Origin of the sequence: Kitasatospora sp. NPDC058243 (assembly GCF_042882025.1) — a bacterium.
Classification (GTDB): Bacteria; Actinomycetota; Actinomycetes; order Streptomycetales; family Streptomycetaceae; genus Kitasatospora.
Map to the genome: position 1 here is coordinate 1 of NZ_JBHVWW010000062.1, position 23,017 is coordinate 23,017.

Sequence of the window (23,017 nt, forward strand, 5' to 3'; positions counted from 1 at the left end):
CGGTGCGCCGGCCCGTGCCGCGCCCGGCGCCCGCGCTCGCCGCCGGACGGCTGGCGACGGTGCTCCCCGGCAGCCTGCCGCCCGCCTCCGCGGACACCATGCCGGACTGGCTGGAGCCCGCGATGGCCGCCAACGGCATCGGCTCCTTCGACTGGGACATCCGCCGCGACGTCCTGGAGGGCGACCACCGGGCCTGCGCGATCATCGGCCTGGACAGCATGGACCAGGGCCGCTTCGACCGCACCGCCGGTTCCTTCCTGGCCCTGCTGCACCCCGAGGACGCGCCGGTGGTGCGCCGCCGGGTCGAGCGCGCGGTGGCCGAACTGGGCCAGTGCGGCGCCTACTACCGCACCGTCGGGCCCAACGGCACCATGCGCGCGGTGCGCTTCCGCGGCCGGGTGCTCGCGGACGCCTTCGGCCGGGCCTCGCGGATGGTGGGCTTCGTCTGGGACGCCACCGTCGAACTGCACAAGCGCGACCGCGCCGACCGGATGGCCCTGCTGCGCGAGGAGCGCTCCCGGTTCATCAAGGAGGCGGCCCGCGCCCTCTCCGAAGCCGTCACCGTCCGCGACGTGGCCCGGGTGTTCACCGGGCTGCCGCTGCCCGGCCTGCCGCCGGACGGCCTGGTGCTGGCCTCCTTCGAGGCCGGCCGGGCGCAGGTGCTCGGCGCCTCCGGCTACCGGACCGAGGCGCTGGCGGTCTGGGACCGCACGGTGCTGCCGGCCGGGCACCCGGCCGCCGAGGCGGTGCGCCACCGGGCGCCGGTGTTCATCCCGACCCGCGAGGAGTTCCGCGCGTCCTACCCCGACGTCTGGGAGCCGACCAGCCGTACCGGGCGCGGCTCCTGGGCGTTCCTGCCGCTGGTGGCCAGCGGGCGGGCGATCGGCGTCTGCGTGGTCAGCTTCGACGACGAGCGCGAGCTGGACGCCGACGAGCGCACCCTGCTGTCGACCCTGGGCGGGCTGGTCGCCCAGTCCCTGGCCCGGGCCCGGCTGCACGACGCCGAGCACGAGCTGGCGGCCGGCCTCCAGCGGGTGATGCTGCCGCGGACCGTGCCGTCGGTGCCGGGGGTGACGACCGCCGTGCGCTACCTGGCGGCCGGCTCCGGCCTGCAGATCGGCGGCGACTGGTACGACGTGGTGCCGCTGCCGGGCGGGCACGTCGGCCTGGTGATCGGGGACGTCCAGGGCCACGACGTGCACGCCGCCGGGATCATGGGCCAGCTGCGGATCGCGCTGCGCGCCTACGCGGCCGAGGGGCACCCGCCGGCCGCGGTGATGGCCCGCGCCTCCCGCTTCCTCGCCGACCTGGACACCGACCACTTCGCGACCTGCGCCTACGCCGAGGTCAACGTGGACTACGGCGTGGTCTACGCCGTCCGGGCCGGCCACCTCGACCCGGTGGTGCGCCGGGCGGACGGCACCGCCGCCGTGGTGCCGGTGGCCGGCGGGCTGCCGCTGGGCATCGACCCGGACCAGGAGTACCGGGTCACCCGGTTCAGCCTGGACCCGGGCGAGACGGTGCTGCTCTGTACCGACGGCCTGGTCGAGGCGCGCGGCATGGACCTGGACGAGGGCATCGCCCGGCTCACCCGGGCGCTCGCCCGCCCGCTGCCGCGCGCCGAGGAGGCGGCCCGCGACCCGCTGGAGGACCTGGCCGACCGGATCGCCTCCCAGGCCGCCGACTCCAGCGAGCGCGAGGACGACATAGCGCTGCTGCTCCTGCGCTGGGACGGTCCGGCCGGCGGCCTGGCCGCCCAGCAGCTGCGCCGCCGGATCGGCCAGGCCGACCTGGCGCGGATCTCCGAGGTCCGGGCGGAGCTGCGCGACGCGCTGCGCCGCTGGGGCGTCGCCGAGTTCATCGACACCGCCGAACTGCTCTCCTCCGAACTGGTCACCAACGCCATCCGGCACACCGACCGGGACGCCATGTTCACCGCCCGGCTCTACCGGGAGCCGGCCTCGGACGGCGGCCGGGCCCGGCTGCGGGTCGAGGTGGAGGACGAGTCGGACCTGTGGCCGACCCGCCGGACCCCGGGGGAGCAGGCCTCCTCCGGGCGCGGGCTGATGCTCGTCGAGGCGCTGGCGGACGCCTGGGGCGTGGAGCCGCGCGGCTCCGGCAAGCGGATGTGGTTCGAGCTCAGCGGCACGCCCGCAACCTAGATCCGGTTACCCGAACTGCTGCTCCAGGTCCTTCAGTTTGCGCTCCAGCGAGTCCAGCCGCGGCAGCGTCACGGTGTCCTCGTCGACGGTCAGGTCGATGGTGCGCCGCTCCGGGCGGGCGGGCAGGCCCGGCTGGGCCACCGTGCCCTCGGCGGGCACCACCGCGCCCTCGGCGGCCTCGACCTCGCGCGGCCCGGCGGGCCGCTCCGCCGCGGGCCCGCCGGCTATGGCGGGTTCCGAGCCGGACTCCAACTGCCGTGCGGCGCCGCCGCGTCCGCGCCAGGCGCTGTTGCTGCGGCTGATCGCCCGGATCTCCGCCCGCTCGCGGCGGCCGGCGAGCCTGCGGCGCTCCCGCTCCACGGCCCTCTCCCGCTTGTCCTCGCGGACCTCGTCCACCGCCTCGTCGAGGCTGCGGACGCCTTCCAGGAGCATCAGCGACCAGGCCGCGTAGGTCTCGCGGGGGGCGCGCAGCCAGCGCACGATGCGGATCTGCGGCAGCGGGCGGGGGACGAGCCCCTGCTCGCGCAGCGCGGCCCGGCGGGTCTGCTTGAGCGCCCGGTCGAACAGGATGGCCGCCGAGAGGGACATGCCGGAGAAGAACTGCGGGGCGCCTGCGTGGCCGAAGCCGCGCGGGGCGTGCACCCAGTTGAACCAGGCCGAGGCGCCGGCGAACAGCCAGACCAGCAGCCGGGAGCCGAGCGCGGCGTCGCCGTGGCTGGCCTCGCGCACGGCGAGCACCGAGCAGAACATCGCGGCGCCGTCGAGGCCGAACGGCACGAGGTACTCCCAGCCGCCGGACAGTCCGAGGTTCTGCACCCCGAAGCCGACCAGCCCGTGGAAGGACAGCGCGGCGGCGACACCCGCGCAGCAGAACAGCAGCGTGTACGAGGCGCCGCCGTACAGGGATTCCTTGCGGCGGCGCCGTTCCTCGGAACGCTCCCAGGAATCCGGCCCTCCGGCGGCGGCGGATCCCCGGCTCCGGACCAGGGCCACCAGGAGCGCGCTGACCAGCAGCCCCGCACCTCCGGTGACGGCCCAGCCAAGCGGTATGTCGGACAATTTCATCGCCGGAACCAGCCTCGCTTTCCTGCGTCGCGTTCCTGCGTCGTGATGGCGGGGACCATCATGGCGGATGCTCGGCGGGGGAATGGCCGATTCGGTGCCAATGCGCTGAGTAGAGGGATTTCTGACCCCGCGAAAATCGCATTTTATTATGCATTTGAAGCGGGCTATTCCCGGAATTCCGGGCTTTCCGGATCCGGCTTCGCACGTGTTTTCGTCAACCCCGCATGACGCGGGGGCAGCCGCCGCAGATGTCCTCCGGTTGGGCGGTGTACACGAGGCAGCAGCTGGCCCGGGCCCGGTCGGTGCCCGAAGCATCCCCGCACCCGGGCGCCGGCGCGGCGAAACCGGCACCCGGGGTGAAGGGGGACGGCGCCGGAGCGGGGCCGCCGGTCACGCCGGGCGCGCACGCCGGTGCCGCCGCCGCGCCGCCCGCCTGCGGGGGCTCCAGCAGCGCGGACAGCTCGGCGCGCGCCCGCTCCTGCTCCCCGAGCAGCCCGCCGGCGTACCAGAGCCCCTCCACCGCCGCGTCCGTGGCCATCGCCCACAGCACCCGCGGCCCGCGCCGCACCTCGGGCCGGAAGGCGGCCAGTACCGGCTCCAGGAACCCGCCCAGCGCGCACCGCAGTTCGGCGGCCAACGCGTTCCCGTCCGGCACCGTACGGGCCTGCGGCACGACGGCCGCCGGGTCGTCCGGCAGGCAGACGAACGCCTCCGGGCGGACCGTCAGCTCCACCCGGTCGGTGCCGCGGCGCACCGAGACGTCCTCCGGGCCGAGCAGCGGGACCCGGCGCTCCAGGAACCACGGCAGCGTGAACAGCAGCGAGAGCGGCCACACGACGCGGTGCAGGCCGAAGCCGGCCGCCACGTCCGGGCGCAGCGGCCGCCCGTAGCGGGCGAGGCCCTGCCGGGCGTCGTGGGCGATCAGCTCGCGGACCGCCTCGGGCCGGGTGGTCAGGTCGGCGGCGGGGATCCAGCCGTCGCCGCGGCGGGGCGGGGCGCAGCGCACCCGCAGGACGGGGGCGAGCGCGGTGAGCCGGTGGTACGAGGTCGCGCCGGGGGCGGTGGCGGCCGGCGCGGGGGTGAGGGCGTGCGCCTCGGTGGTGCGGGGGGCGCACGGCGTGGGGCCGGGCCGGGTGCTGCTCGCGGTCATGGGCGGGCCCCATCGGGTCGACCGGGGACCGCCCATGGACCGCCCGGCGGTGCCCGGTCGGGGTGGTGGCCCGCCCGGGCCCGGCCGGACCGGGGCATGGCGGTGCCCGGGGAACGGCAAGGCGAACCCGGCCGGGGTACTGCTCACCCCGGCCAGGTTAGGCTCACCTTAGCTGATTGTCCCCCAGGTCTCGCGGGTGATGCGCCCGTCCGGGGGAGGCCCCGGCGTGTGGGCCCCGTCCGGGGGGAGCCCCGGCGTGCGGGTGGTGCCCAACTGGCGCGCGAGCCAGACCGGCACGCCGCCCAGGGCGTGGACGAGCCGGGCCGCCTCGGCGCGCAACCGGGTGGCCTCGGCCGGTTCGGACACCTCGGCGAGCGCCGCGAGCGCCGGCGCCACCCCCACCGTGAAGCCGAGTTGCTCGCGCAGCCGTAGCGAGGCGTCGAAGCCCTCGCGGGCGTGGCCGCGGTCCCCGCGGGCCAGGGCCAGCGCCGCCAGGTGGCGCCAGGTGTACGAGCGCAGCAGTTCGTCCCCGCGTTCGCCCGCGCCGTCGTGCGCCCGGCGGTAGGCGATCCAGGCGGCGCCGCGGTCGCGCAGCAGGTTCTCGGCGACCAGTCCGCGCCGGAAGTCCAGCAGCGGGCGGCCCGGCGCGTCCGGCGGCAGCAGTGCCGAGGTGCGTCCGAGCGCGGCCTGCGCCTCGTCCAGTCGGTCCCGGGGGCCGAGCACGCTGGCCACGTACGCCAGGAAGCCGCGGGCGCAGGCTGCGCCCGCGCGCTGCTCGGTGCTGGCCACCACGGCCTCCGCGAGGCGCAGCGCCTGTTCCGCCTGGGTCCACTGTGCGGCGGTGAACAGGCACTGCTCGATGAGGAGTTCGGCCCGTGCCAGGGCCGCTGTCGGGTCCTGTTCGGCGGCCGGGCGCAGCAGTTCGGCCGCCTCCTGCCAGCACCCCCGGGACCTCAGTCGCCACACGGTGTCGCCCGGCTCCTCCGCTGCCGCCCGCCCCCGCCCGTTCGGGCCGTTCGGGCCCCATCCGTGCTCTGACAACGCCACCTCCTTGTGTGCGCCATCCAGCGGGGCGCGGCCCTGCCCGGCGTCGCCGCCGTCGACTGTCGGCGGCACGGCGACGGCAGCGCAAGGGCCCGCGCTGTGGCGGCAATTCAACACGGGGGTGAGCTTGTGCACCAGATCACGAGCGGAGGTTCTTGCATTCGCGGGGGAAATGATCTAGGCCCTGTCCGGCCTGATCCGCAGGGCGCGCCCTGGCGGATGCGCCCCGGTGGCCTCCGGTCGGTCAGGACGTCCAGCCGGTTTCCATCAGGGCCTCGGCGGCGCCGTTGGCGGGCTGCGGCACCCCCGCCAGGTCCAGGCTGAACAGGGCGACCAGCAGTTGTTCGCCGCGCACGGTGGCCTGGTGGGAGTAGCCGGCCAGGGTGAACATGGCGGCGGCCATCTCCTCGGCGTGCAGGGTCTGCAGCCACAGGCACTCGACCGACTTCACGTCGGCCGGCTCGGTCCAGGTGTCCACCTGGGCGACCATCCGGCTGCCCAGCAGGGTCACTCCGTCGCGCTCCTGGGCCTCGGTCAGCTCCAGGTCGTCGAAGCCGAGCCACTCCAGGTAGCGGGCGGCGGTGAAGACCGCGTCCTGCGAGGTGCGCACCGGGTGCGGGCGGAACGGCGCGCGGTGGCGGAACGGCTTGGGCTGGCCGCCGGAGCCGCCGGGCGGGGCGGGCACCGGGGTGCTCATCGGGTGGGCCGGGTACGGGCGGGAGGCCTGCGGGCCGGGGGTGGCGAGCGGGCCGGCCGTGCCGCCGCCGAGCCGGGTGGTGCGGTCCACCGGCAGCCGGACGGTGGCGCCGCAGTTGCAGGTGAACTCGGGCTGCGGCCACTGGTCGGAGCGGCCGCAGTGCGGGCAGCGCATGCTCAGCCAGGAGTCCTCCCAGGAGCGGAACCGCACCTGCACCGGCACCCCGCCGCGCAGCAGCGGCACCTTCAGCGAGGCGCCGCACGGACAGGGCAGCGACGGCGGCTCGTAGAGGTGCTCGCGGCGGCAGGCGGGGCAGCGGATCGCCCGGGCGCCACCGCCCGCCCCGTGCCCTGGCCTCGCGGGGTCGTGTCCGGTGAAGTCGTCGGGCAGTCCGGCCATCGCGGGCTCCGTCCGTTCGAGTCGGGTGGTGGAACGGTTTCCATGCTCCCCGAAACGGTGGGTCCTTGGCGCGGAATGGGGCAATCCTCAGGGTCGGATCAGGGGTGTGCGCCCGGCCGGTGCCCGCCACGGGTGCTTCGGGCACCCGGGCCGGCGGGGTGCGGTCAGCCGGCGGACCAGCGGGCCAGGTCGGCGGGGGTGTCCAGGTCGTCCGGGACGGCGACGTCGGCGCACTCGACCAGGGTGACCGCGTCCGGGTGCGCGGCCAGCAGGGTGCGGGCCCCGGCGTCGCCGCAGGCGCCCGCGGCCGCCTGCGCGAAGTACCGGGCGCCGATCAGCACCGGGTGCCCGCGCCGCCCTGCGTAGGCCGCCGCGGCCAGTTCCGCGCCGGCCCGGTGCGCGGCCAGCAGCCGGGCCACCGCGGCCGCGGTGACGCCCGGGGTGTCCACCAGCATCACCAGCACCGCCGACACCTCCGGCGCCAGCGCGGCCAGCCCGACGCGCAGCGAGGAGCCCATGCCGCCCGCCCAGTCCGGGTTGGCCACCAGCCGGCAGCCCGGCAGGTGCGCCGTGGAGCGGACGCGTTCGCCGGCCGCGCCCAGTACCACCGTGACGTCCGTGCAGCCGCCCGCCCGCACCACCGCCACCGCGTGCTCGACCAGCGGGCGGCCCGCGTACCGGATCAGGGCCTTGGGCCGCCCGCCGAGGCGTCGCCCGCCCCCGGCGGCGAGCACCAGCGCGGCGACGGGCCCGGTTCGGTCTTCGGTGGTCTGCATGGGCCCAGCCTGCCCGCCGGGGCCGCCGCCGCGCAGCCGTACGAACCCACAGTTGTACGAATGCACAAGGGGAACCCGCAGGTGGTGGCCGCCCCCCGGCGGTTCGGCCGCTGGTCCTGCGGCCCGCCGGCCCCTGTACTGGGTCGATGAACACCGCACCGCGCCCGCTGCTGGACCGTTTCGGCCGGGTCCACACCGACCTGAGGGTCTCGCTGACCGACCGCTGCAACCTGCGCTGCACCTACTGCATGCCGGCCGAGGGCCTGGACTGGCTGCCGAGGGCGCAGGCGCTGGGCGACGACGAGGTGGTGCGGCTGGTGCGGATCGCGGTCGGGCGGCTGGGGGTCGCCTCGGTGCGGCTGACCGGCGGGGAGCCGCTGTTGCGGCGGGGCCTGCCGGACCTGGTGGGGCGGATCGCCGCGCTGGGGCCGGAGGTGTCGTTGACGACGAACGGGATCGGGCTGGCCCGCACGGCGGTGGCGCTGCGGGCGGCGGGGCTGGAGCGGGTGAACGTCAGCCTGGACACGCTGCGCCCGGAGCGGTTCGCGCGGATCACGCGGCGGGACCGGATCGCGGACGTGTTCGCGGGACTGGTGGTGGCGCGGGCGGCGGGGCTGGGGCCGGTGAAGGTGAACGCGGTGCCGGTGCGCGGGGTGAACGAGGACGAGATCCCGGAGCTGGCGGCCTTCGCGGTGGAGCACGGGTACCGGATGCGGTTCATCGAGTCGATGCCGTTGGACGCGCAGGGCGCCTGGGACCGTTCGGCGATGGTCACCGCCGCGGAGGTCCTGGAGCGGCTCGGGGAGCGCTTCGACCTGCTGCCCGTGGGCCGGCGGGGCAGCGCCCCGGCGGAGGAGTGGCGGGTCGTGGGCACGGACGCCGTCATCGGGGTGATCGCCTCCGTGACCCGCCCGTTCTGCGGGGGCTGCGACCGGGTGCGGCTCACCGCCGACGGCCAGTTGCGCAACTGCCTGTTCGCGACGGAGGAGTCCGATCTGCGCGCGCTGCTGCGCGGCGGTGCCGACGACGACCGGATCGAGGCGGCCTGGCGGGCCTCGGTGGCGGGGAAGGGGCCCGGACACGCCGTCAACTCCGCCGACTTCGTCCGGCCCGACCGCCCGATGTCCGCCATCGGCGGCTGACGCCCGGGGTGTGAGCTTCGACATGGTGGGCGGGGTTCGCGTGGCGCCGCCTTGACCTGCTCTCGGGGTGGCTGATCTGCTGGTTCGCCGTCAACCCGCCCCAGATCCCGGGAGTTATCCGTGCCCGCCCGCCGCACCGCCCTGTCCGCCGCCACCGTGTTCCTGATATGCGCGCTCGCGCTGGCCGGCTGGCTGCTGGGCGGCCGTGACCACAAGAGCGGCGACTCCGCCGCGCCCGCCGGGGGCCTGGGCACCAGCCCGCTGCAGAACCCGGACGGCACCAAGCCCGGCCTGGCCCCGCTGACCACGCCGGAGGAGCAGAAGGCGGGCCGCGACGTGATAGCCAAGGTCGCCACCGCCGCCGCCGGCCCCAAGGACGGCTACGACCGCAACGAGTTCGGCCCCGCCTGGACGGACAACGTCGACGGCGTCCCGCTCGGCCACAACAACTGCGACACCCGCAACGACCTGCTGGCCCGCGACGGCACCGCCGTCGAGCGCAAGGACGGCTCGAACTGCGTCGTCACCGCGATGACCATCTACGACCCGTACACCGGCAAGAACGTCCAGTGGACCAAGCAGCAGGCCACGAAGATCCAGATCGACCACGTGATGCCGCTGTCCTACGACTGGCAGCTGGGCGCCGCCAAGTGGGACAAGGCCAAGCGCGTCCAGATCGCCAACGACCCGCTCAACCTGATCCCCGCCGACGGCTCGCAGAACGCCTCCAAGGGCGACTCCGGCCCGGCCACCTGGCTCCCCGCCAACACCGCCGTCCGCTGCTCGTACGCCGTCCGCTTCGCCCAGGTCTCCCTGAAGTACCAGCTCCCCGTCACCGTGGCCGACAAGCAGGCCATGCTGCAGCAGTGCGGAGGCTGAGGAATCGTTACGGCAGGTGCTGGTGTGACGGGAGCGGGCGCCGGGTGGTATTCGTGGGCGGTGCACTCGTCGAACCCCCGTCGCCCGCTCCGCGCCCTGCTCACCGTCGCCCTCCTCGTGCTCGCCGCGGGCTGCACCGGGCCCTCGGACCCGGGCGCCCGCCGGCCCGGCACCGCGGCCGCGGCCCGGCCCCAGGACCTGGTGCCCGGCACGGCCGCCCCCGCGCTCGCGGCCCTGTACCTCCAGCCGCTGGACTGGAAGGACTGCCCGGACCGGCCTGAGCGCCCGGCCGGGGAGCCGGTCGCGCAGTGCACCGGACTCAAGGTCCCGCTGGACTACGCCGATCCGGGCGGCGAGACGATCGACGTCGCCGTCTCCCGGATCCGCGCCACCGAGGCCGACCGGCGGATCGGCGCCCTGGTGCTCAACCCCGGCGGGCCGGGCAACTCCGGCGTGGACCGGGTGGTCTGGGGCTGGGAGGACTACCGCGGCACCCTCTCCGACCACTTCGACCTGGTCGGCTTCGACCCGCGCGGCGCCGGCCGCACCACCCCCGTGCACTGCCTCGACGACCGCACCCGGGACGAGTGGACCAGCACCGACGACCCCGGCTACGACCGCGGCCGGGTGCTCGCCGACGCCTGCCAGGCCCGGTACGCCACGCTGCTGCCCCACCTCTCCACCCGCGACACCGCCCGCGACCTCGACGTGCTGCGCGGCGCCCTGGGCGAACGGCGGCTCGACTTCCTCGGCAGCTCCTACGGCACCTACCTGGGCGCCCTCTACGCCGAGGAGTTCCCCGCCCGCACCGGCCGCCTGGCCCTGGACGGCGCCTTCGAACGCAGCCTCGACCCGGTCCGGCTGAACGTCGAGGCCGCCGCCGCCACCGAGACCGCGCTGCGGGACTTCGCCGCCGACTGCGCGGGCCGCGACGACTGCCCCCTCGGCCGCGACCGCGCCGCCGCCCCGCAGCGGCTCGCCGACTTCCTGGACGGCCTGCGCGCACACCCGCTGCCCGCCGCCGACGGCCGCCGCCTCACCGCCACCCTGGCCTGGAACGGCACCCTCGACACCCTCTACGACGGCCACCGCTCCTGGGAGCGGCTGCGCCAGGCCCTCGACCCGGCGATCACCCGCGGCGACGCCACCGAACTGCTCGCCCTCGCCGACGGCGCCAACGGCCGCGCCGAGGACGGCGGTTACTCCACCGCGGCGGACGCCTTCGCCGCCATCAGCTGCGCGGACGCCCTGATGGCCCCCACCGCCGGGGACCTGCGCACCGACCGCGCCGAACTCGCCGCCCGCGCCCCGCTGATGAGCCGGCACGACACCTCGGCTGCGCTGTTCGCCCCGGACTGCCGCTCCTGGCCGTACCGCACCGCCGAACGGCCCGCCCGGATCCGGGCCGAGGGCAGCGCCCCGATCCTGGTGATCGGCTCCACCGCCGACCCGGTCACGCCGTACCCGTGGGCGCAGCGGATGGCCTCCAACCTCGCCGACGCCGTCCTGCTCACCCGGGACGGCGACGGGCACACCGGCTACGACAAGAGCGGGTGCGTGCGGGACGCGGTGGCCGCGTTCCTGGTGGACGGCACGCTGCCCGCCGCAGGGACGCACTGCCCGTCCGCCTGACGGGGGCTGCCGGGGCCGGCCAGGGGGCAACGCGAAGGGGCGCACCGCCGGCTGCGGTGCGCCCCCTGGGGTCGGACGGTCAGGAGGTCGGGGCCGTCAGGTCGTAGAAGGTGGTGGAGCCGACCGTCTTCGCGGTGAAGTGGCTCGTCACCCAGCTCTCGATCTGGGAGGTCTCCGACTCCTTCTCCCCGGAGCCGCCCTGTCCGCTCTCGGCCCCGCCGAAGCCGCGGTGGGAGCCGCCGGCGATGAACCAGTGCACCTTGCCCTCCTGGACGTACTTCTGGAAGCCGGCCAGGCTGAGCGAGGGGTCGGTGCCGTTGAAGCCGCCGAGGGCCATCACCGGCTCTTCGGTGGCGAGTTGGTAGCTGGCGGCGTTCTGTGAGCCGCTGGTGGCGGCCGCCCAGGTGTACTGGCCGGCGCTCTCCTTGAGCAGGGCGGAGGCCTCCTCGCTCACCTTGGTGCCGCCGAGCAGGCCGCCCATGCCGCCCATGCCGCCCGTGGCGCCCATGCCGCCGGGGCCGAAGGTGCCGGGGTCCTCGCCGCTGCCGGGACTGCCGGGGTTGCCGGTGCCCGGGTTGGCGGTGCCGGGGTCGGCGCCCGTGCCGCGCTCGCGGTGACCGTTGCCGCCGCCCGGGCCCTTGCCCGAACCGCCGCCCGGCCAGCCGCCGTTGCCGCCGTTGAAGCCGCCCTGGCCGCCGCCGCTGCCGCCGTTGAACCCGTTGCCGCCGCCCTGGCCGCCGTGCTGCCCGCCGCCGCCGGGGAAGCCGGGTGCGCCGCCGTTCTGCCCGCCGCCGTTCTGGCCGGGCTGGAACGTCCGCCCGTTGCCCGCGAAGCCCTGCCCGCCGTGCCGGCCGCCGCCGCCCGGACCGGAGGCGCCCTGGACGGCCGGCCCGGCCGTCACGATGGAGCCGCTGTGCGCCGTGCCGACGGTGTCCACCGCGTACGCGGCCGGCCCGCCGAGCGCCGCCGCCAGGCCGACCAGGCCGGCGACCGAGGCGATCCGGGCCCCGAGCCGCCCGTCGCCCCGCCCGGCCAGCTGTCCGGCGACCAGCGCGGCCGCCGCCACCAGCCCGCCGACCAGCACCGCCCAGCGCAGCCAGGGCACGAACTCCGCGCTCCGCCCGAGCAGGACGAACGCCCACACCGCCGTCACCGCGAGGGTGCCGGCCAGCACCAGCGCCCACGGAAGCCGGTGCCGGGCCCGCCACAGGCCGTCCACGCCCATGCCGACCAGCGCCGCGACGGCCGGGGCGAGCGCCACCGTGTAGTACTGGTGGAAGATCCCGGACATGAAGCTGAACACCAGCGCGGTGGACAGCATCGCGCCGCCCCAGACCAGGAACGCCGCGCGGGCGGTGTCGGTGCGGGCGTAGCGGCGGGTCGCCCACAGGGCGGCGACCAGCAGGATCAGCGCGGCCGGCAGCAGCCAGGCGATCTGCCCGCCGATGTCGCTTCCGAACAGCCGGGTGAGGCCGGTCTGGCCCCAGCCGCGGCCGCCGCGCATCGCCCCGGCCGGCAGGTCGAGCCCGGCCGGGAGCCGCCCGCCGCCGCCGACGCTGCCGGTCTCGTCGCCGTTGATCCGGCCGAGGCCGTTGTAGCCGAAGGTGAGGGAGAGGAAGCTGTCGTCCTGCGAGCCGCCGACGTACGGGCGGGCCGAGGCCGGCAGCAGTTCGACCACCGCGACCCACCAGCCGCCCGCGACCACCATGGCCGCGCCCGCGAGCAGCAGTTGCCGCACCCGCCGCCACAGGCCGGTGGGCGCGACGACCAGGTAGACCAGCGCGAAGGCGGGCAGCACGAGGAAGGCCTGCAGGGTCTTGGTGAGGAAGGCCAGGCCGAACATCGCCCCGGTGAACACCAGCCACCGGGTGCCCGCCGCCTCGATGGCCCGCACCAGCCCGTACGCGGCCAGGGTGAGCAGCAGGGCCAGCAGCGCGTCGGGGTTGTTGAAGCGGAACATCAGCGCCGCGACCGGGGTGAGCGCCAGGGCGGCCCCGGCGAGCAGGCCGCCGAGCGGGGAGAAGCGCCGGCGCACCGTCGCGTACACGACGCCGACGGTGGCGGCGCCCATCAGGGCCTGCGGGGCGAGCACGGACCAGGAGGACAGGCCGAAGACCCGCACCGAGAGGGCCATCGGCCACAGCGACATCGGGGGCTTGTCGACGGTGATGAAGTTCCCGGCGTCGGAGGAGCCGAAGAAGAAGGCCTTCCAGCTCTGGCTGCCGGCCTGGACGGCGGCCGAGTAGAAGGCGTTGGCCCAGCCGGAGGCGCTCAGGCCCCAGAGATAGAGGACGACGGTCGCGGCCAGCAGTGCCAGCAGGGCCGGGCGCACCCAGCGCGGGTCGTCCGCGCGGCCGCGCCAGGCGCGGGCGGGGAGGGTGCGCAGCCGGCCGGACCAGGAGGCGGGGCCCTTGGGGCCTACGGGCGGCAGGGGCTGCTCGGGGAAGAGCGGCGCCGGGTCCGGCCGGGCTGGGTCCGGCTGCGGCACCTCCGGCGGCGGGAAGTCCGCGGCCTCGGGCCACGGTTCGCCGGCCGGAGTGGAGTAGCTGGTCGTGGTCATGCGCCATACCGTGCGTGGTGCGGCTGAGAGGAGCGTGAGACGACGCTGTGAGACGGGTGTGATCTGCGGGGCCGATCGGGTGATCGGGTGATCGGGCGGGCCGCCGGGGGATCGGTCAGGCGGCCTTCGGCGTGGTCAGGCGGCCTTCGGCATGGTGAGGTGCTGGCCGAGCCACTCCAGGGCCGGGGGGATCTCCCGGGTCCAGGTGTGGAAGTTGTGGCCGCCGGTGTCCAGGGTGATGGTGGACACCTTGGTGGGGGCCTTGAAGGCGCCGACCATGGCCTGGGTGTCGGCGTAGTTGTTCTCGTCGTAGCTGGTGGTGAGCAGCAGGGAGACGGGGGCGGCCGGCTGGTTCTTCAGCCGCCACAGCAGGTCGTTCTGCTGCTTCAGCTGGTCGTTGCCGCCGAAGAGGTCGCCGGTGGTCTCGTCGTGCGCCGCGCTGTAGTAGCCGGAGAGCGCGACCGCCGCGCGGTAGGCGTCGGGCTTGCGCATCGCGAACTTGAGCGCGCAGTAGCCGCCGGTCGAGTTGCCGATGACGGCGCGGCTCGCCGGGTCGGTGCCGAGCCGGTAGGTGGTGGCGAGCGCCTTGGGCAGGTCGGTGGTGAAGAAGGTCTCCGCCTGGGGGCCGCCCGGCACGTCGACGCACTCGGTGTCCCGGTTGCCGACGACCGTGGGGCGCATCATCACCAGGACGGTCGGCGGCAGCTTCTTCTGCTCGATCGCGGTGAGGGTGGAGGCCGGGTACTGCATCAGCGAGATCAGCTTCTCCGGGGTGCCCGGGTAGCCGGTGAGCACCAGGGCCATCGGGAACCGCTGCTGCGCGTAGTCCGGCTGGAAGTACTGCGGGGGCAGGTAGACGAACGCCTCGGTGCTCAGGCCGGTCGAGGCTCCTTTGACGGCGACCTGCTGGATCAGCCCGGAGCGCTCCCGGTCCGAGCCCTGGGCCGAGTAGAACTTCTGCTCGCCGGTGACGGCCACGGAGGCGTTCGGCGTGTGGTCGACGACCGTGCCCGGCTTGCCGTCGGTGCCGAGCAGGTCGCTCCAGGAGCTGTAGAAGCCGAAGTAGCCGTTGGCGATCAGGCCCATGGCGACCAGCACGGCGATCTGGGTGGCGAGGAAGGCGCCGATCCGGCCCGTCCAGGACTTCCAGCCCTTCCCGCCGAAGCGCGGCCAGAGCCACATGGTGGCGCCGAAGACGAGGATCGCGACGACCGAGGCGACGATCTGGAGGGGGAATCCGGTGAGGCTGAGCACGCCCCGATCGTAGTTGACCTCGATCAGCGCCCCCGGGCACCCCCTGCACGCCCTCTGCACGCCCCCTGAATCCGGTTGACCGCGCCGGGCGGGGCCGCCAGCATGGCGGCGGACACGTGCACGCTGTGTGCGCGGGGCATCACCGGGGCGGGATTCATGAAGTCCATCACCAAGGCCGGTCTGGCCGTCGGCACCGTACTGCTGCTCGCGGCCTGCTCCAGCGGTACCAGGGGGAGCGGGGGCGGCGGGGGGAGCGCCGCGGGCGGGCCGTCCACCGGCGCGGCCCCGGCCCTGCCCGCGCCGACGCGGACGCCGACCCCCACCCCGACGCCGCCGCCGTACGGCCCGGTGCTCGGCACGACCATCGACCCGGTGAACACCGCGCTCGGCCAGGTGGCCGGGGCCAAGACCCTGGGCGACCTCGACGGCGTGCTCGGCGGCATCGCCACCAGCGCGCGGACGGCCGGGCGGGGCCTGGGCCTGGCGGACGAGCCGGCCGCGGTCACGACGGCGCAGACCGAGCTGGTGAGGGCGCTGACCTCGCTGGCCACCGACGCGACGAAGGTCCGCGGCGACATCAAGAGCAGGGGCGTCTGCGCGGTGGGCTCCGCGCAGGCCGAACTGGGCGCCTCCGAGGGCCTGGCGGCGGTGTCGGCGGCCCTGGCCAAGATGGCGGCGGCCGGCTACCCGACGACCTTCGCCGTCCCGCAGACCCCCAAGCAGCAGTCCCGTTCGCTGGACAACGGCACCCTGGTGCGCGAGGGGCGGCTGCGCGGCGAGGGCGTGTTCAAGGTCGACAACGGCGGCAGGGGGGACGCGGTCGTCTCGCTCGCGCTGAACGGCAAGTCGGTGCACTCGGTGTACGTGGCCAAGGGGCAGAAGGCCAGCATCGAGGGCGTCGAGGACGGCACGTACGAGGTGTACTTCGCGGGCGGGGTGGACTGGGACTCCGACACGAAGGCGTTCACGCAGAGCTGCCGGTTCACCAAGTTCCAGGACACGCTGGCGTTCGAGACCGGGCGCACCGCGACGTCCTGGTCGATCACCCTCCAGCCGACGGTCGGCGGCAACGCCAAGACCGACGAGGTGGACGAGAACTCCTTCCCGCAGCCGTAGCCCCCGCGAGCGGGCGAGCGGACGGGTGGGCGGGCGGACATGACGCCCCGACGGGCGGGCACGGCCGGTGCCGTGGGGTGCCACCGCGCCCGCCCTTAACGGGCATACCGGGGCGGATGGTCGCCGCCCCGGGCCGCAACGGACGATTGCCGTCGGCGAGTTCGGCCAATACGGTTGACCACTTGAAGTGACCATGGCACTTTCGTGCGGCGCGGGCCTCGGCGACCAGTCGTACACCCCGCGATCCCCCACAAGGAGAGCCATGTTCAAGAGACTTGCCGCGATGGCCGGCGTCGGCGCCGTCGTCGCGGGCGGGCTGACCCTCGCCGCCGCCCCCGCGCACGCCGTCCAGGCCAGCGACCTCACCTCCACCATCGCGCTGAGCAACTGCTCGGCCTCGCTGGTGCGTTACCCCACCTCGGTGGCCGGCGACCGGGCCCTGATGCTCACCAACGGCCACTGCCTGCCGACCATGCCCACGGCCGGCCAGGTCATCCAGAACGCGAGCGCGAGCCGCAGCGGCACCCTGCTCGACGGCGCCGGCAACAGCCTCGGCACCGTCCAGGCCGACAAGGTCGTCTACGCGACCATGACCGGCACCGACGTCGCGCTCTACCAACTCACCGACACCTACGGCTCGATCAGCTCCAAGTACGGCGCGACCGCGCTGACCGTCAACGACACGCACCCGACCGACGGCGCCGCGATGTACATACCCTCCTCGTACTGGAAGCAGGTGTGGAACTGCTCCGTCAACGGGTTCGTGCCCACCCTGCGCGAGGACCAGTGGACCTGGCACGACTCGCTGCGCTACAGCTCCGGCTGCAACACCACGCACGGCACCTCCGGTTCGCCGATCATCGACTCCGCCAGCGGCCGGATCATCGGCATCAACAACACCGGCAACGACAACGGCGAGATGTGCACCCTGGACAACCCGTGCGAGGTCGCCGCGGACGGCACCACCACGGCCACCAAGGGCCAGAGCTACGGCGAGGAGACCTACTGGTTCACCACGTGCCTCGGCAACGGCCGGGTCATCGACCTCAACGTGGCGGGCTGCCTGCTCACCAAGCCGGCCGGCAGCGGCGCGGTCTCCGTCAGCAGCCCCGGTGACCAGTCCACGGCGGTCGGCGGTGCGGTGAACGTCCAGATCAACGCTTCCGGTGGTACCGCGCCGCTGTCGTACAGTGCGACGGGTCTGCCGGCCGGGCTGGCGATCAACGCCTCGACCGGCGCGATCACCGGTACCGCCACCACGGCGGGTTCGTCGAACGTGACGGTGACGGTGAAGGACTCGGCGGGCAAGTCGGGTACCGCGAGCTTCACGTGGACGGTGACCGGTGGCGGTGGCGGTACCTGCACGCCGGCGCAGCTGCTGGGCAACGCGGGCTTCGAGACGGGCTCGGCGGCGCCGTGGACGACCAGCTCCGGTGTGGTGGACAACAGCTCCTCGCAGGCGGCGCACGGTGGTTCGTGGAAGTCGTGGCTGAACGGCTACGGCTCCTCGCACACCGACACGCTGGCGCAGACGGTGACGATCCCGGCGGGCTGCAAGGCGACGCTGAGCTTCTGGCTGCACATCGACACCGCTGAGTCGGGCAGCACCGCGTACGACAAGCTGGCCGTGTCGGTGAACGGCACCACGCTGAAGACGTACTCCAACGCGGACGCCGCGGCGGGCTACCAGCAGCGGACCTTCGACCTCTCGTCCTACGCGGGCCAGACGGTCACCCTGAAGTTCACCGGCACCGAGGACGCCTCGCTGCAGACGAGCTTCGTGATCGACGACACCTCCATCCAGACCAGCTGACGCGCCACCAGCACACCGTCCGGCCCCGGGGCTCCCACACCCCGGGGCCGGACCGTATGCGCCCGGTCTCACGCCCGGCGGGCGGCGGTGATCTGGGCGGGGACGGCGCCGAGCCACCAGGTGGGGTTGGCGGTGCCGTCGGTGGTGCGGCCGTCGTGGTGCACGTAGTGCCGCACGTCGCGCCCGGCCTCGGCGAACTCGCCGTTCAGGGCGCGCTCGATCCACTCCGCGCCGAAGCGGAAGATCTCGGCGGCGACCCCGCCCAGCGGGTGGAACTCGTTCTCGTAGACGCGCAGTTCCTTGGGCGCGCGGATGCGCTCGTAGTTGGCCAGGGCCTGCTCCAGCCGGGTCAGTTCGTCGAACTCGCCGATGCCGTACAGGACCGGGCAGTCGATCTCCTGGACGAGGTCGCCGAGCGGCATGCGGGCGACCAGTTCGCGGTCGAAGGCCTCCTCGTCGGTGTAGCCGGCCATGTACATGTAGTTGTTCTTGAAGGTCGGCTGGGCCTGCTCGAAGATCGTCCGGAAGTCGCCGGTGACCGCCTCGAAGGCGGCCAGCGCGGCGAGCCGGCGGTCGGTGGCGGCGGCGCGCGAGCCCCAGTAGCCGCTCATCGAGATGCCGAACATGCCGATCCGCTGCGGGTCGACCTCCGGGAGCGAGGCCAGGTGGTCGAGGTAACGGCTGATCGCCCGCTCGTAGTTGGTGAGGTCGACGGTGAGCCCGCCCGCCCGGGTCTCGCCCTGGCCGGGGCCCTCGATGGACAGGGCGACGATGCCGCGGGAGGTGTAGTACCGCTCGGCGGCGTAGATGTAGTCCTCCTTGATCATGTCCATCCCCGGGCCGAGGATCACCGCGGGGGCGTTGCGCACCTCGCCGGCCGGCAGGTGCAGCAGGCCGTAGATCCGGCCGCCCTCGAAGTCCAGCTCCACCCGGCGGACCCGGTCGTCGCGCAGCGCGCCGAGGCGCTCCACGCAGTGGTTGGCGTGCTCGCGGAAGGCGAGCTTGCGCGGGTCGGTGGCGTCGAAGACGGAGTACTGGGCGCGGCCCCACATCACCGCGGCGCGCACGTACAGGTCGGCGGCGGTCTGGGCGAAGCCGCCCCGCTCGTGGTGGGCGGCGCGCTCCTCGGCCTGCCCGGCCACGGTGGCCCAGGCCTTGGGGAGCATCGCCCCGCTCTGCACCAGCGCGAAGACCTTGTCGAAGTCGGTGTGGTCGTGGCCGAGCTGCTCCAGGGTGCCCTTGGCCTGGGGGTGCAGGGCGTCGAAGCCGCCCTGGGCGAGGGCGATGTCCAGGGCCCAGCTCTGTCCGGTCGAACGAACGGTCATGACGGGTGTCCTCCGTGTCGATAGGGGGCTCGGTGGCGGTGCCGCCGAGTCGCTAAGTACTTATCTATTAAGTACTTAGGATATTCTGTTGTCAACCCGCCCATCGATCGAGCCACGGAGGCCGCCCCCATGTCGCAGCCCCGACCCACCCCCGCCCGCGAGCAGGCCCTCGACCAGCTCGCCCGCGCCGCCTACAGCCTCAGCGCCGCCGACTCCCGCCTGCGCGGACGCGCCACCCGCACCCCCGGCGCGCTCTCCCTCACCCACGCCCGGGCCCTGCGCGTCCTGGCCGAGGCGGGCCCGCTGTCGATCGGCCAGCTCGCCGCCGCCACCGAGACCACCAGCGCCGCCACCACCCAGCTGGTCAACAACCTCGCCACCGCCGGCTACGTCACCCGGGAGCGCCCCCCGGGCGACAAGCGGTCCGTCCTGGTCGCCCTCACCGACGCGGGCCGCCGCCGCCACGACGAACGCCAGACCACCCTGGCGCAGGCGCTCGACACCGCCCTCGCCCACCACGACGCCCCCGCCCTGGACGCCGCGACCGACGTGCTCCGGCAGCTGGCCGCCATCTACGATCGCCTCTGACCGGGGGGGGCTCAGGGAGCGTCTTGTGGGTCGTGCCGGGCTCACGGCGGCAGGGCGCACCCCGCCCCGCCCGTCGGTGTGCGCGCTTCAGCGCGGCACGCGGTGCTGCCATTCCCGGGCGAACACCACCGAGCCGGCCTCCAGTGCGCGCAGCTGCACGATGCTGAGGAAGTGCCCGGCGTCGCAGCGCAGTTGGGTGCGGGTCTGGACGGTGACGTCCCAGCCGATGTCGGGGCGTTCGAGGCGCACGGTGTGGTCGGTGCGGGCCTGGGCGCTGAGCGGGGCGCCGGTGAGCACCCGGTAGGCGGTGACGGTGTGCTCGTCGCGGACCAGGCCGTCGGGGTGGGTGCGGCTGCCGTCGGTGGCGGGGGAGAGTTCGGCACGCCATTCCCGGCGGCCGATGTCGTGCACGGTGACGTGCTCGGGCCGGGCGGTCAGCGGCTCCGTGCGGTGGATGTCGAGCGGCTCGGGCAGGGCGGGGGCCTCGAAGGCGACGGGGGCGGCGCCCATGTCGGCGGCGAGGTGGCGGGTGGGCAGGGTGAGGGCGGAGCGGGACGGGTCGAGCGCGTAGCCGGCGTCGTCCGGGGTGGGCCACACCCACGGCCAGTAGACCGAGGAGAGGGCGAGCCGCAGCCGGTGCCCGGCCGGGAGGGTGCCGGCGCAGGCGGCGAGTTCGACGTCCGCGTCGGGGCCGGTGGCGACCAGGACGCCCCGGGTGAGCAGCGTGGAGGTGCCGTCCGGGCCGACGGCGCAGAGCCGGGCGGTGATCTGGGCGGGCGGGCCGCCCTCGCGCAGGCGCAGCCGTACGGTCGGGGTGCCGAGCAGTTCGACCGGGTCGGGCAGCGGCTGGGAGTCGAAGCAGACCGAGCGGCCGTCCTCCTCGCGCTGGTCGGGCGGCTGGTCGGCGGGGCGGCCGAGCGGGACGTAGGCGCCGGCGTTGAGGCCGGTGTGCTGCGGGGAGCGGACGCGGACGTGGCGGTCGTCGGAGGCGGTGCCGGCGGTGCGCAGCGGGCCGTCGAGGCCGTAGTGGATCTCCCGGACGTCGGGGGAGGGCCAGGTCTCCTCGCCGGTCCAGCGGGTGCCGATCCAGCTGCGCAGGGCGGGCTCCGCCAGGGCGCCGGTGTCGAGGTCGCGCAGCCAGTGGTCCCACCAGCGCAGGGTCTCGGGGAGGGTGTCCTCGGGCAGGCCGTGCGGCCAGGGGCCGAGCAGGGCGCGGGCGGTGGGGGAGGTGGCGAGCAGGCGCAGCACGAAGGAGCAGGACGGGTCGCCCCAGCCGGCGACGGCGAAGGTGGGGGCGGGGACGGGGACGGTGGTCTCACCGGCGGCGAGCCAGGCGTCGACGGGCGGGTCCAGGGATTCGAGGCGGGCCAGCCAGTCGGTGCGCCAGGCGTCGCCGACGTGCCGGGGGTCGGGCGGGAGGGCGGCGTCGGCGACCAGGGCGGTGAGCCGGGTGTGCAGGTCGGCGGCGAGCAGGGCGCCGCCGAGGCGGTGGCCGCCTTCGGGGCAGACGGTGACCACGGCGCCGACGGTGTCGGGGGCGCGGGCCGCGAGCAGCAGGGCGGTGGTGCCGGCGGCGCCGACGCCGAGCAGGCCGACCCGGCCGCTGCACCAGGGGCGGCGGGCGAGCCAGTCGAGGACGGCGGCGCCGTCGTCGAGCTCCTGGTCGCCGCCGGGTTCGCCGGGCAGGCCGTCGGAGTTGCCGTGGCCGCGGGTGTCGACCCGGAGGGCGCCGTAGCCGTGGCCGGCGTACCAGGGGTGGCGGCGGGCGTCCTCGGCGGCGGTGCGGTCGGTGAGCCGGCCGGCGGAGTACTCCAGCAGGGCGGGGACGGGTTCGTCGCTGACCGGGCGCCACAGCCGGGCGGCCAGCCGGGTGCCGTCGGGTAGCGGGATGCGGACGTCCTCGCGGGTGGTGCGGAAGGGGTAGGACGGCATGGCCGCTCCCATCGGATCCCGGGCCGGTGAGCGCCGGCGGGCCCGCGGCGCGTACGGGGAGCGCGCTGCGGGCGTCGGCATCTCGACCCTAGGGGAGGAATCGTCTGATTTCCTGACGAAGGCTGCGCGGTGGTCGCGGCCCGCCGGTCGGGGCGGCCGGGTGGGGCGGCGGGGTGGGGCCCGGCGCGGGCGGGCGTGTGCCCGCCGCCGCGCGCCCCTCGTCCGCGCCCGTATGCCCCCGTTCGCCGTCGTCCGGCATTTGCACATGACTTGCAACTACTTCCCCGAGGGGGGAAAGATGGCCCAGCTTCGCCCGGACCACCCGAAAGGACCACAGGATGTCCAGCCCCGCCGCAGGTGCCTCGCCCGTCAGATGGCGTGACCGGCTCACCCGGGAGGAGTGGATGCGCCTGGCCGGGATGGGCGGGTTCATCCTCGTGCTGCACGTCGTCGGCTGGTTCACCCTGCTCGCGCTGGTCGCGCCCGAGCACTACGACGTCGGCGGGCAGGTGTTCGGCGCGGGCATGGGCCTGACCGCCTACACCCTCGGGATGCGGCACGCCTTCGACGCGGACCACATCGCGGCGATCGACAACACCACCCGCAAGCTGATGGGCCAGGGCAAGCGACCCCTGTCGGTCGGCTTCTGGTTCTCGCTCGGGCACTCCTCGATCGTCTTCGGCCTCTGCGCGCTGCTCGCCTTCGGCATCCGCTCGCTCGCCGACCAGGTGGAGGCGGACGACTCGACCCTGCACACGATGACCGGCCTGATCGGCACCACCGTCTCCGGGACGTTCCTGCTGCTCCTCGGCCTGATCAACCTGGGCGCCTTCAACGGCATCCTCAAGGTGTTCCGCCGGATGCGCGTGGGCGAGTACGACGAGGCCGAGCTGGAGCGCCAGTTGGAGCGGCGCGGGCTGATGAACCGCATCCTCGGCCGGGTGACCAGGGCCGTCACCAAGCCCTGGCACATGTACCCGGTGGGCCTGCTGTTCGGCCTCGGCTTCGACACCGCCACCGAGGTGTCGCTGCTGGTGCTGGCCGGCGGCGCGGCCGCGTTCTCGCTGCCCTGGTACGCGCTGCTCACGCTGCCGATCCTGTTCGCGGCCGGGATGAGCCTGCTGGACACCATCGACGGCTCGTTCATGAACTTCGCCTACGAGTGGGCCTTCTCCAAGCCGGTCCGCAAGATCTACTACAACCTGACCGTCACCGGCCTGTCGGTGCTGGTCGCGCTGGTGATCGGCCTGGTCGAGCTGATCGGCCTGCTCGGCGAGAAGCTGGACATCACCAGCGGCCCGATCGCCTGGATCGGCGGGCTGGACCTCAACTTCGTCGGCTACGCGATCGTCGGCCTGTTCGTGCTGACCTGGGTCGCGGCGATCGCCTACTGGAAGTTCGGCAAGGTCGAGGAGAAGTGGTCGGCCGGCCTGGCCGCCGCGGCCGCCAAGTCGGAGTAGCGCAAACCCCGAGGGGGGTGGTG

The 23,017-nt window shown here is 74.8% G+C and carries 16 protein-coding genes and 2 pseudogenes; 9 read left to right on the forward strand and 9 right to left on the reverse strand.

Annotated features, from left to right (window positions below; translation table 11 throughout):
- Positions 1–2,162 (forward strand): SpoIIE family protein phosphatase (locus ACFVX9_RS30725; protein ID WP_387984654.1); only part of this gene is annotated, 2,162 nt, incomplete at its 5' end.
- 6 nt (positions 2,163–2,168) lie between these two features.
- Here the strand turns inward: ACFVX9_RS30725 and ACFVX9_RS30730 are convergent.
- From ACFVX9_RS30730 to ACFVX9_RS30750, 5 genes are all read right to left on the reverse strand, one after another.
- Positions 2,169–3,227 carry a DUF2637 domain-containing protein gene (locus ACFVX9_RS30730; protein ID WP_380379257.1) on the reverse strand — a complete coding sequence of 353 codons (1,059 nt, stop codon included), beginning with the start codon at positions 3,225–3,227 and terminating at the stop codon, positions 2,169–2,171.
- A gap of 214 nt (positions 3,228–3,441) precedes the next feature.
- Positions 3,442–4,377: a (2Fe-2S)-binding protein gene (locus ACFVX9_RS30735; RefSeq protein WP_387984656.1), complete on the reverse strand. Its 936-nt coding sequence runs from the start codon at positions 4,375–4,377 to the stop codon at positions 3,442–3,444.
- Positions 4,378–4,545: 168 nt separating this feature from the next.
- The gene (locus ACFVX9_RS30740; RefSeq protein ID WP_387984657.1) at positions 4,546–5,418 is read right to left on the reverse strand and encodes a hypothetical protein; all 873 of its coding nucleotides are present in this window, start codon (positions 5,416–5,418) and stop codon (positions 4,546–4,548) included.
- A gap of 247 nt (positions 5,419–5,665) precedes the next feature.
- Complete coding sequence (locus ACFVX9_RS30745) at positions 5,666–6,517, reverse strand: hypothetical protein (RefSeq protein ID WP_244293324.1); 852 nt, start codon at positions 6,515–6,517, stop codon at positions 5,666–5,668.
- A gap of 164 nt (positions 6,518–6,681) precedes the next feature.
- Positions 6,682–7,293 carry an NTP transferase domain-containing protein gene (locus tag ACFVX9_RS30750; RefSeq protein ID WP_387984659.1) on the reverse strand — a complete coding sequence of 204 codons (612 nt, stop codon included), beginning with the start codon at positions 7,291–7,293 and terminating at the stop codon, positions 6,682–6,684.
- A gap of 146 nt (positions 7,294–7,439) precedes the next feature.
- Here ACFVX9_RS30750 and moaA point away from each other — a divergent pair, with 146 nt between their 5' ends.
- The 3 genes from moaA to ACFVX9_RS30765 all read left to right on the forward strand — a co-directional run bounded on the left by moaA (position 7,440) and on the right by ACFVX9_RS30765 (position 10,946).
- Positions 7,440–8,435 carry a GTP 3',8-cyclase MoaA gene (gene moaA, locus ACFVX9_RS30755; protein ID WP_387984660.1) on the forward strand — a complete coding sequence of 332 codons (996 nt, stop codon included), beginning with the start codon at positions 7,440–7,442 and terminating at the stop codon, positions 8,433–8,435.
- Positions 8,436–8,555: 120 nt separating this feature from the next.
- Complete coding sequence (locus tag ACFVX9_RS30760) at positions 8,556–9,314, forward strand: HNH endonuclease family protein (RefSeq protein WP_350881552.1); 759 nt, start codon at positions 8,556–8,558, stop codon at positions 9,312–9,314.
- Between the two features lie 60 nt (positions 9,315–9,374).
- Positions 9,375–10,946 (forward strand): alpha/beta hydrolase, encoded by a 1,572-nt coding sequence (locus ACFVX9_RS30765; protein WP_387984662.1) that lies wholly within the window; start codon positions 9,375–9,377, stop codon positions 10,944–10,946.
- 79 nt (positions 10,947–11,025) lie between these two features.
- Here the strand turns inward: ACFVX9_RS30765 and ACFVX9_RS30770 are convergent, their stop codons facing one another.
- A complete protein-coding gene (locus ACFVX9_RS30770; RefSeq protein WP_387984664.1) occupies positions 11,026–13,506 on the reverse strand; it encodes an ArnT family glycosyltransferase in 2,481 nt (826 codons plus the stop codon).
- A gap of 135 nt (positions 13,507–13,641) precedes the next feature.
- The gene (locus ACFVX9_RS30775; RefSeq protein ID WP_380426906.1) at positions 13,642–14,760 is read right to left on the reverse strand and encodes an alpha/beta hydrolase; all 1,119 of its coding nucleotides are present in this window, start codon (positions 14,758–14,760) and stop codon (positions 13,642–13,644) included.
- A 156-nt stretch (positions 14,761–14,916) separates the two neighbouring features.
- On the opposite strand from ACFVX9_RS30775, the gene ACFVX9_RS30780 reads away from it, so the two are divergent.
- The 3 genes and pseudogenes from ACFVX9_RS30780 to ACFVX9_RS30790 all read left to right on the forward strand — a co-directional run.
- Positions 14,917–15,876 (forward strand): hypothetical protein, encoded by a 960-nt coding sequence (locus tag ACFVX9_RS30780; protein ID WP_387984666.1) that lies wholly within the window; start codon positions 14,917–14,919, stop codon positions 15,874–15,876.
- 283 nt (positions 15,877–16,159) lie between these two features.
- Positions 16,160–16,756 (forward strand): annotated as a pseudogene (locus tag ACFVX9_RS30785) (serine protease); the annotation flags it as partial.
- Positions 16,757–16,969: 213 nt separating this feature from the next.
- Positions 16,970–17,689: pseudogene (locus ACFVX9_RS30790) on the forward strand (putative Ig domain-containing protein); the annotation flags it as partial.
- 68 nt (positions 17,690–17,757) lie between these two features.
- Here ACFVX9_RS30790 and ACFVX9_RS30795 read toward each other — a convergent pair.
- Positions 17,758–19,014, reverse strand: a complete 1,257-nt coding sequence (locus ACFVX9_RS30795; protein ID WP_380480332.1) for an alpha/beta hydrolase — start codon at positions 19,012–19,014, stop codon at positions 17,758–17,760.
- 129 nt (positions 19,015–19,143) lie between these two features.
- On the opposite strand from ACFVX9_RS30795, the gene ACFVX9_RS30800 reads away from it, so the two are divergent.
- Positions 19,144–19,602, forward strand: a complete 459-nt coding sequence (locus tag ACFVX9_RS30800) for a MarR family winged helix-turn-helix transcriptional regulator (protein ID WP_380480330.1) — start codon at positions 19,144–19,146, stop codon at positions 19,600–19,602.
- 87 nt (positions 19,603–19,689) lie between these two features.
- Here ACFVX9_RS30800 and ACFVX9_RS30805 read toward each other — a convergent pair whose 3' ends face one another.
- A complete protein-coding gene (locus ACFVX9_RS30805; protein WP_387984668.1) occupies positions 19,690–21,534 on the reverse strand; it encodes a CocE/NonD family hydrolase in 1,845 nt (614 codons plus the stop codon).
- 338 nt (positions 21,535–21,872) lie between these two features.
- Here ACFVX9_RS30805 and ACFVX9_RS30810 point away from each other — a divergent pair, with 338 nt between their 5' ends.
- On the forward strand, positions 21,873–22,994 hold the full coding sequence (locus ACFVX9_RS30810) for a HoxN/HupN/NixA family nickel/cobalt transporter (RefSeq protein WP_350886390.1): 1,122 nt from the start codon (positions 21,873–21,875) through the stop codon (positions 22,992–22,994).
- Positions 22,995–23,017: the final 23 nt, after the last annotated feature.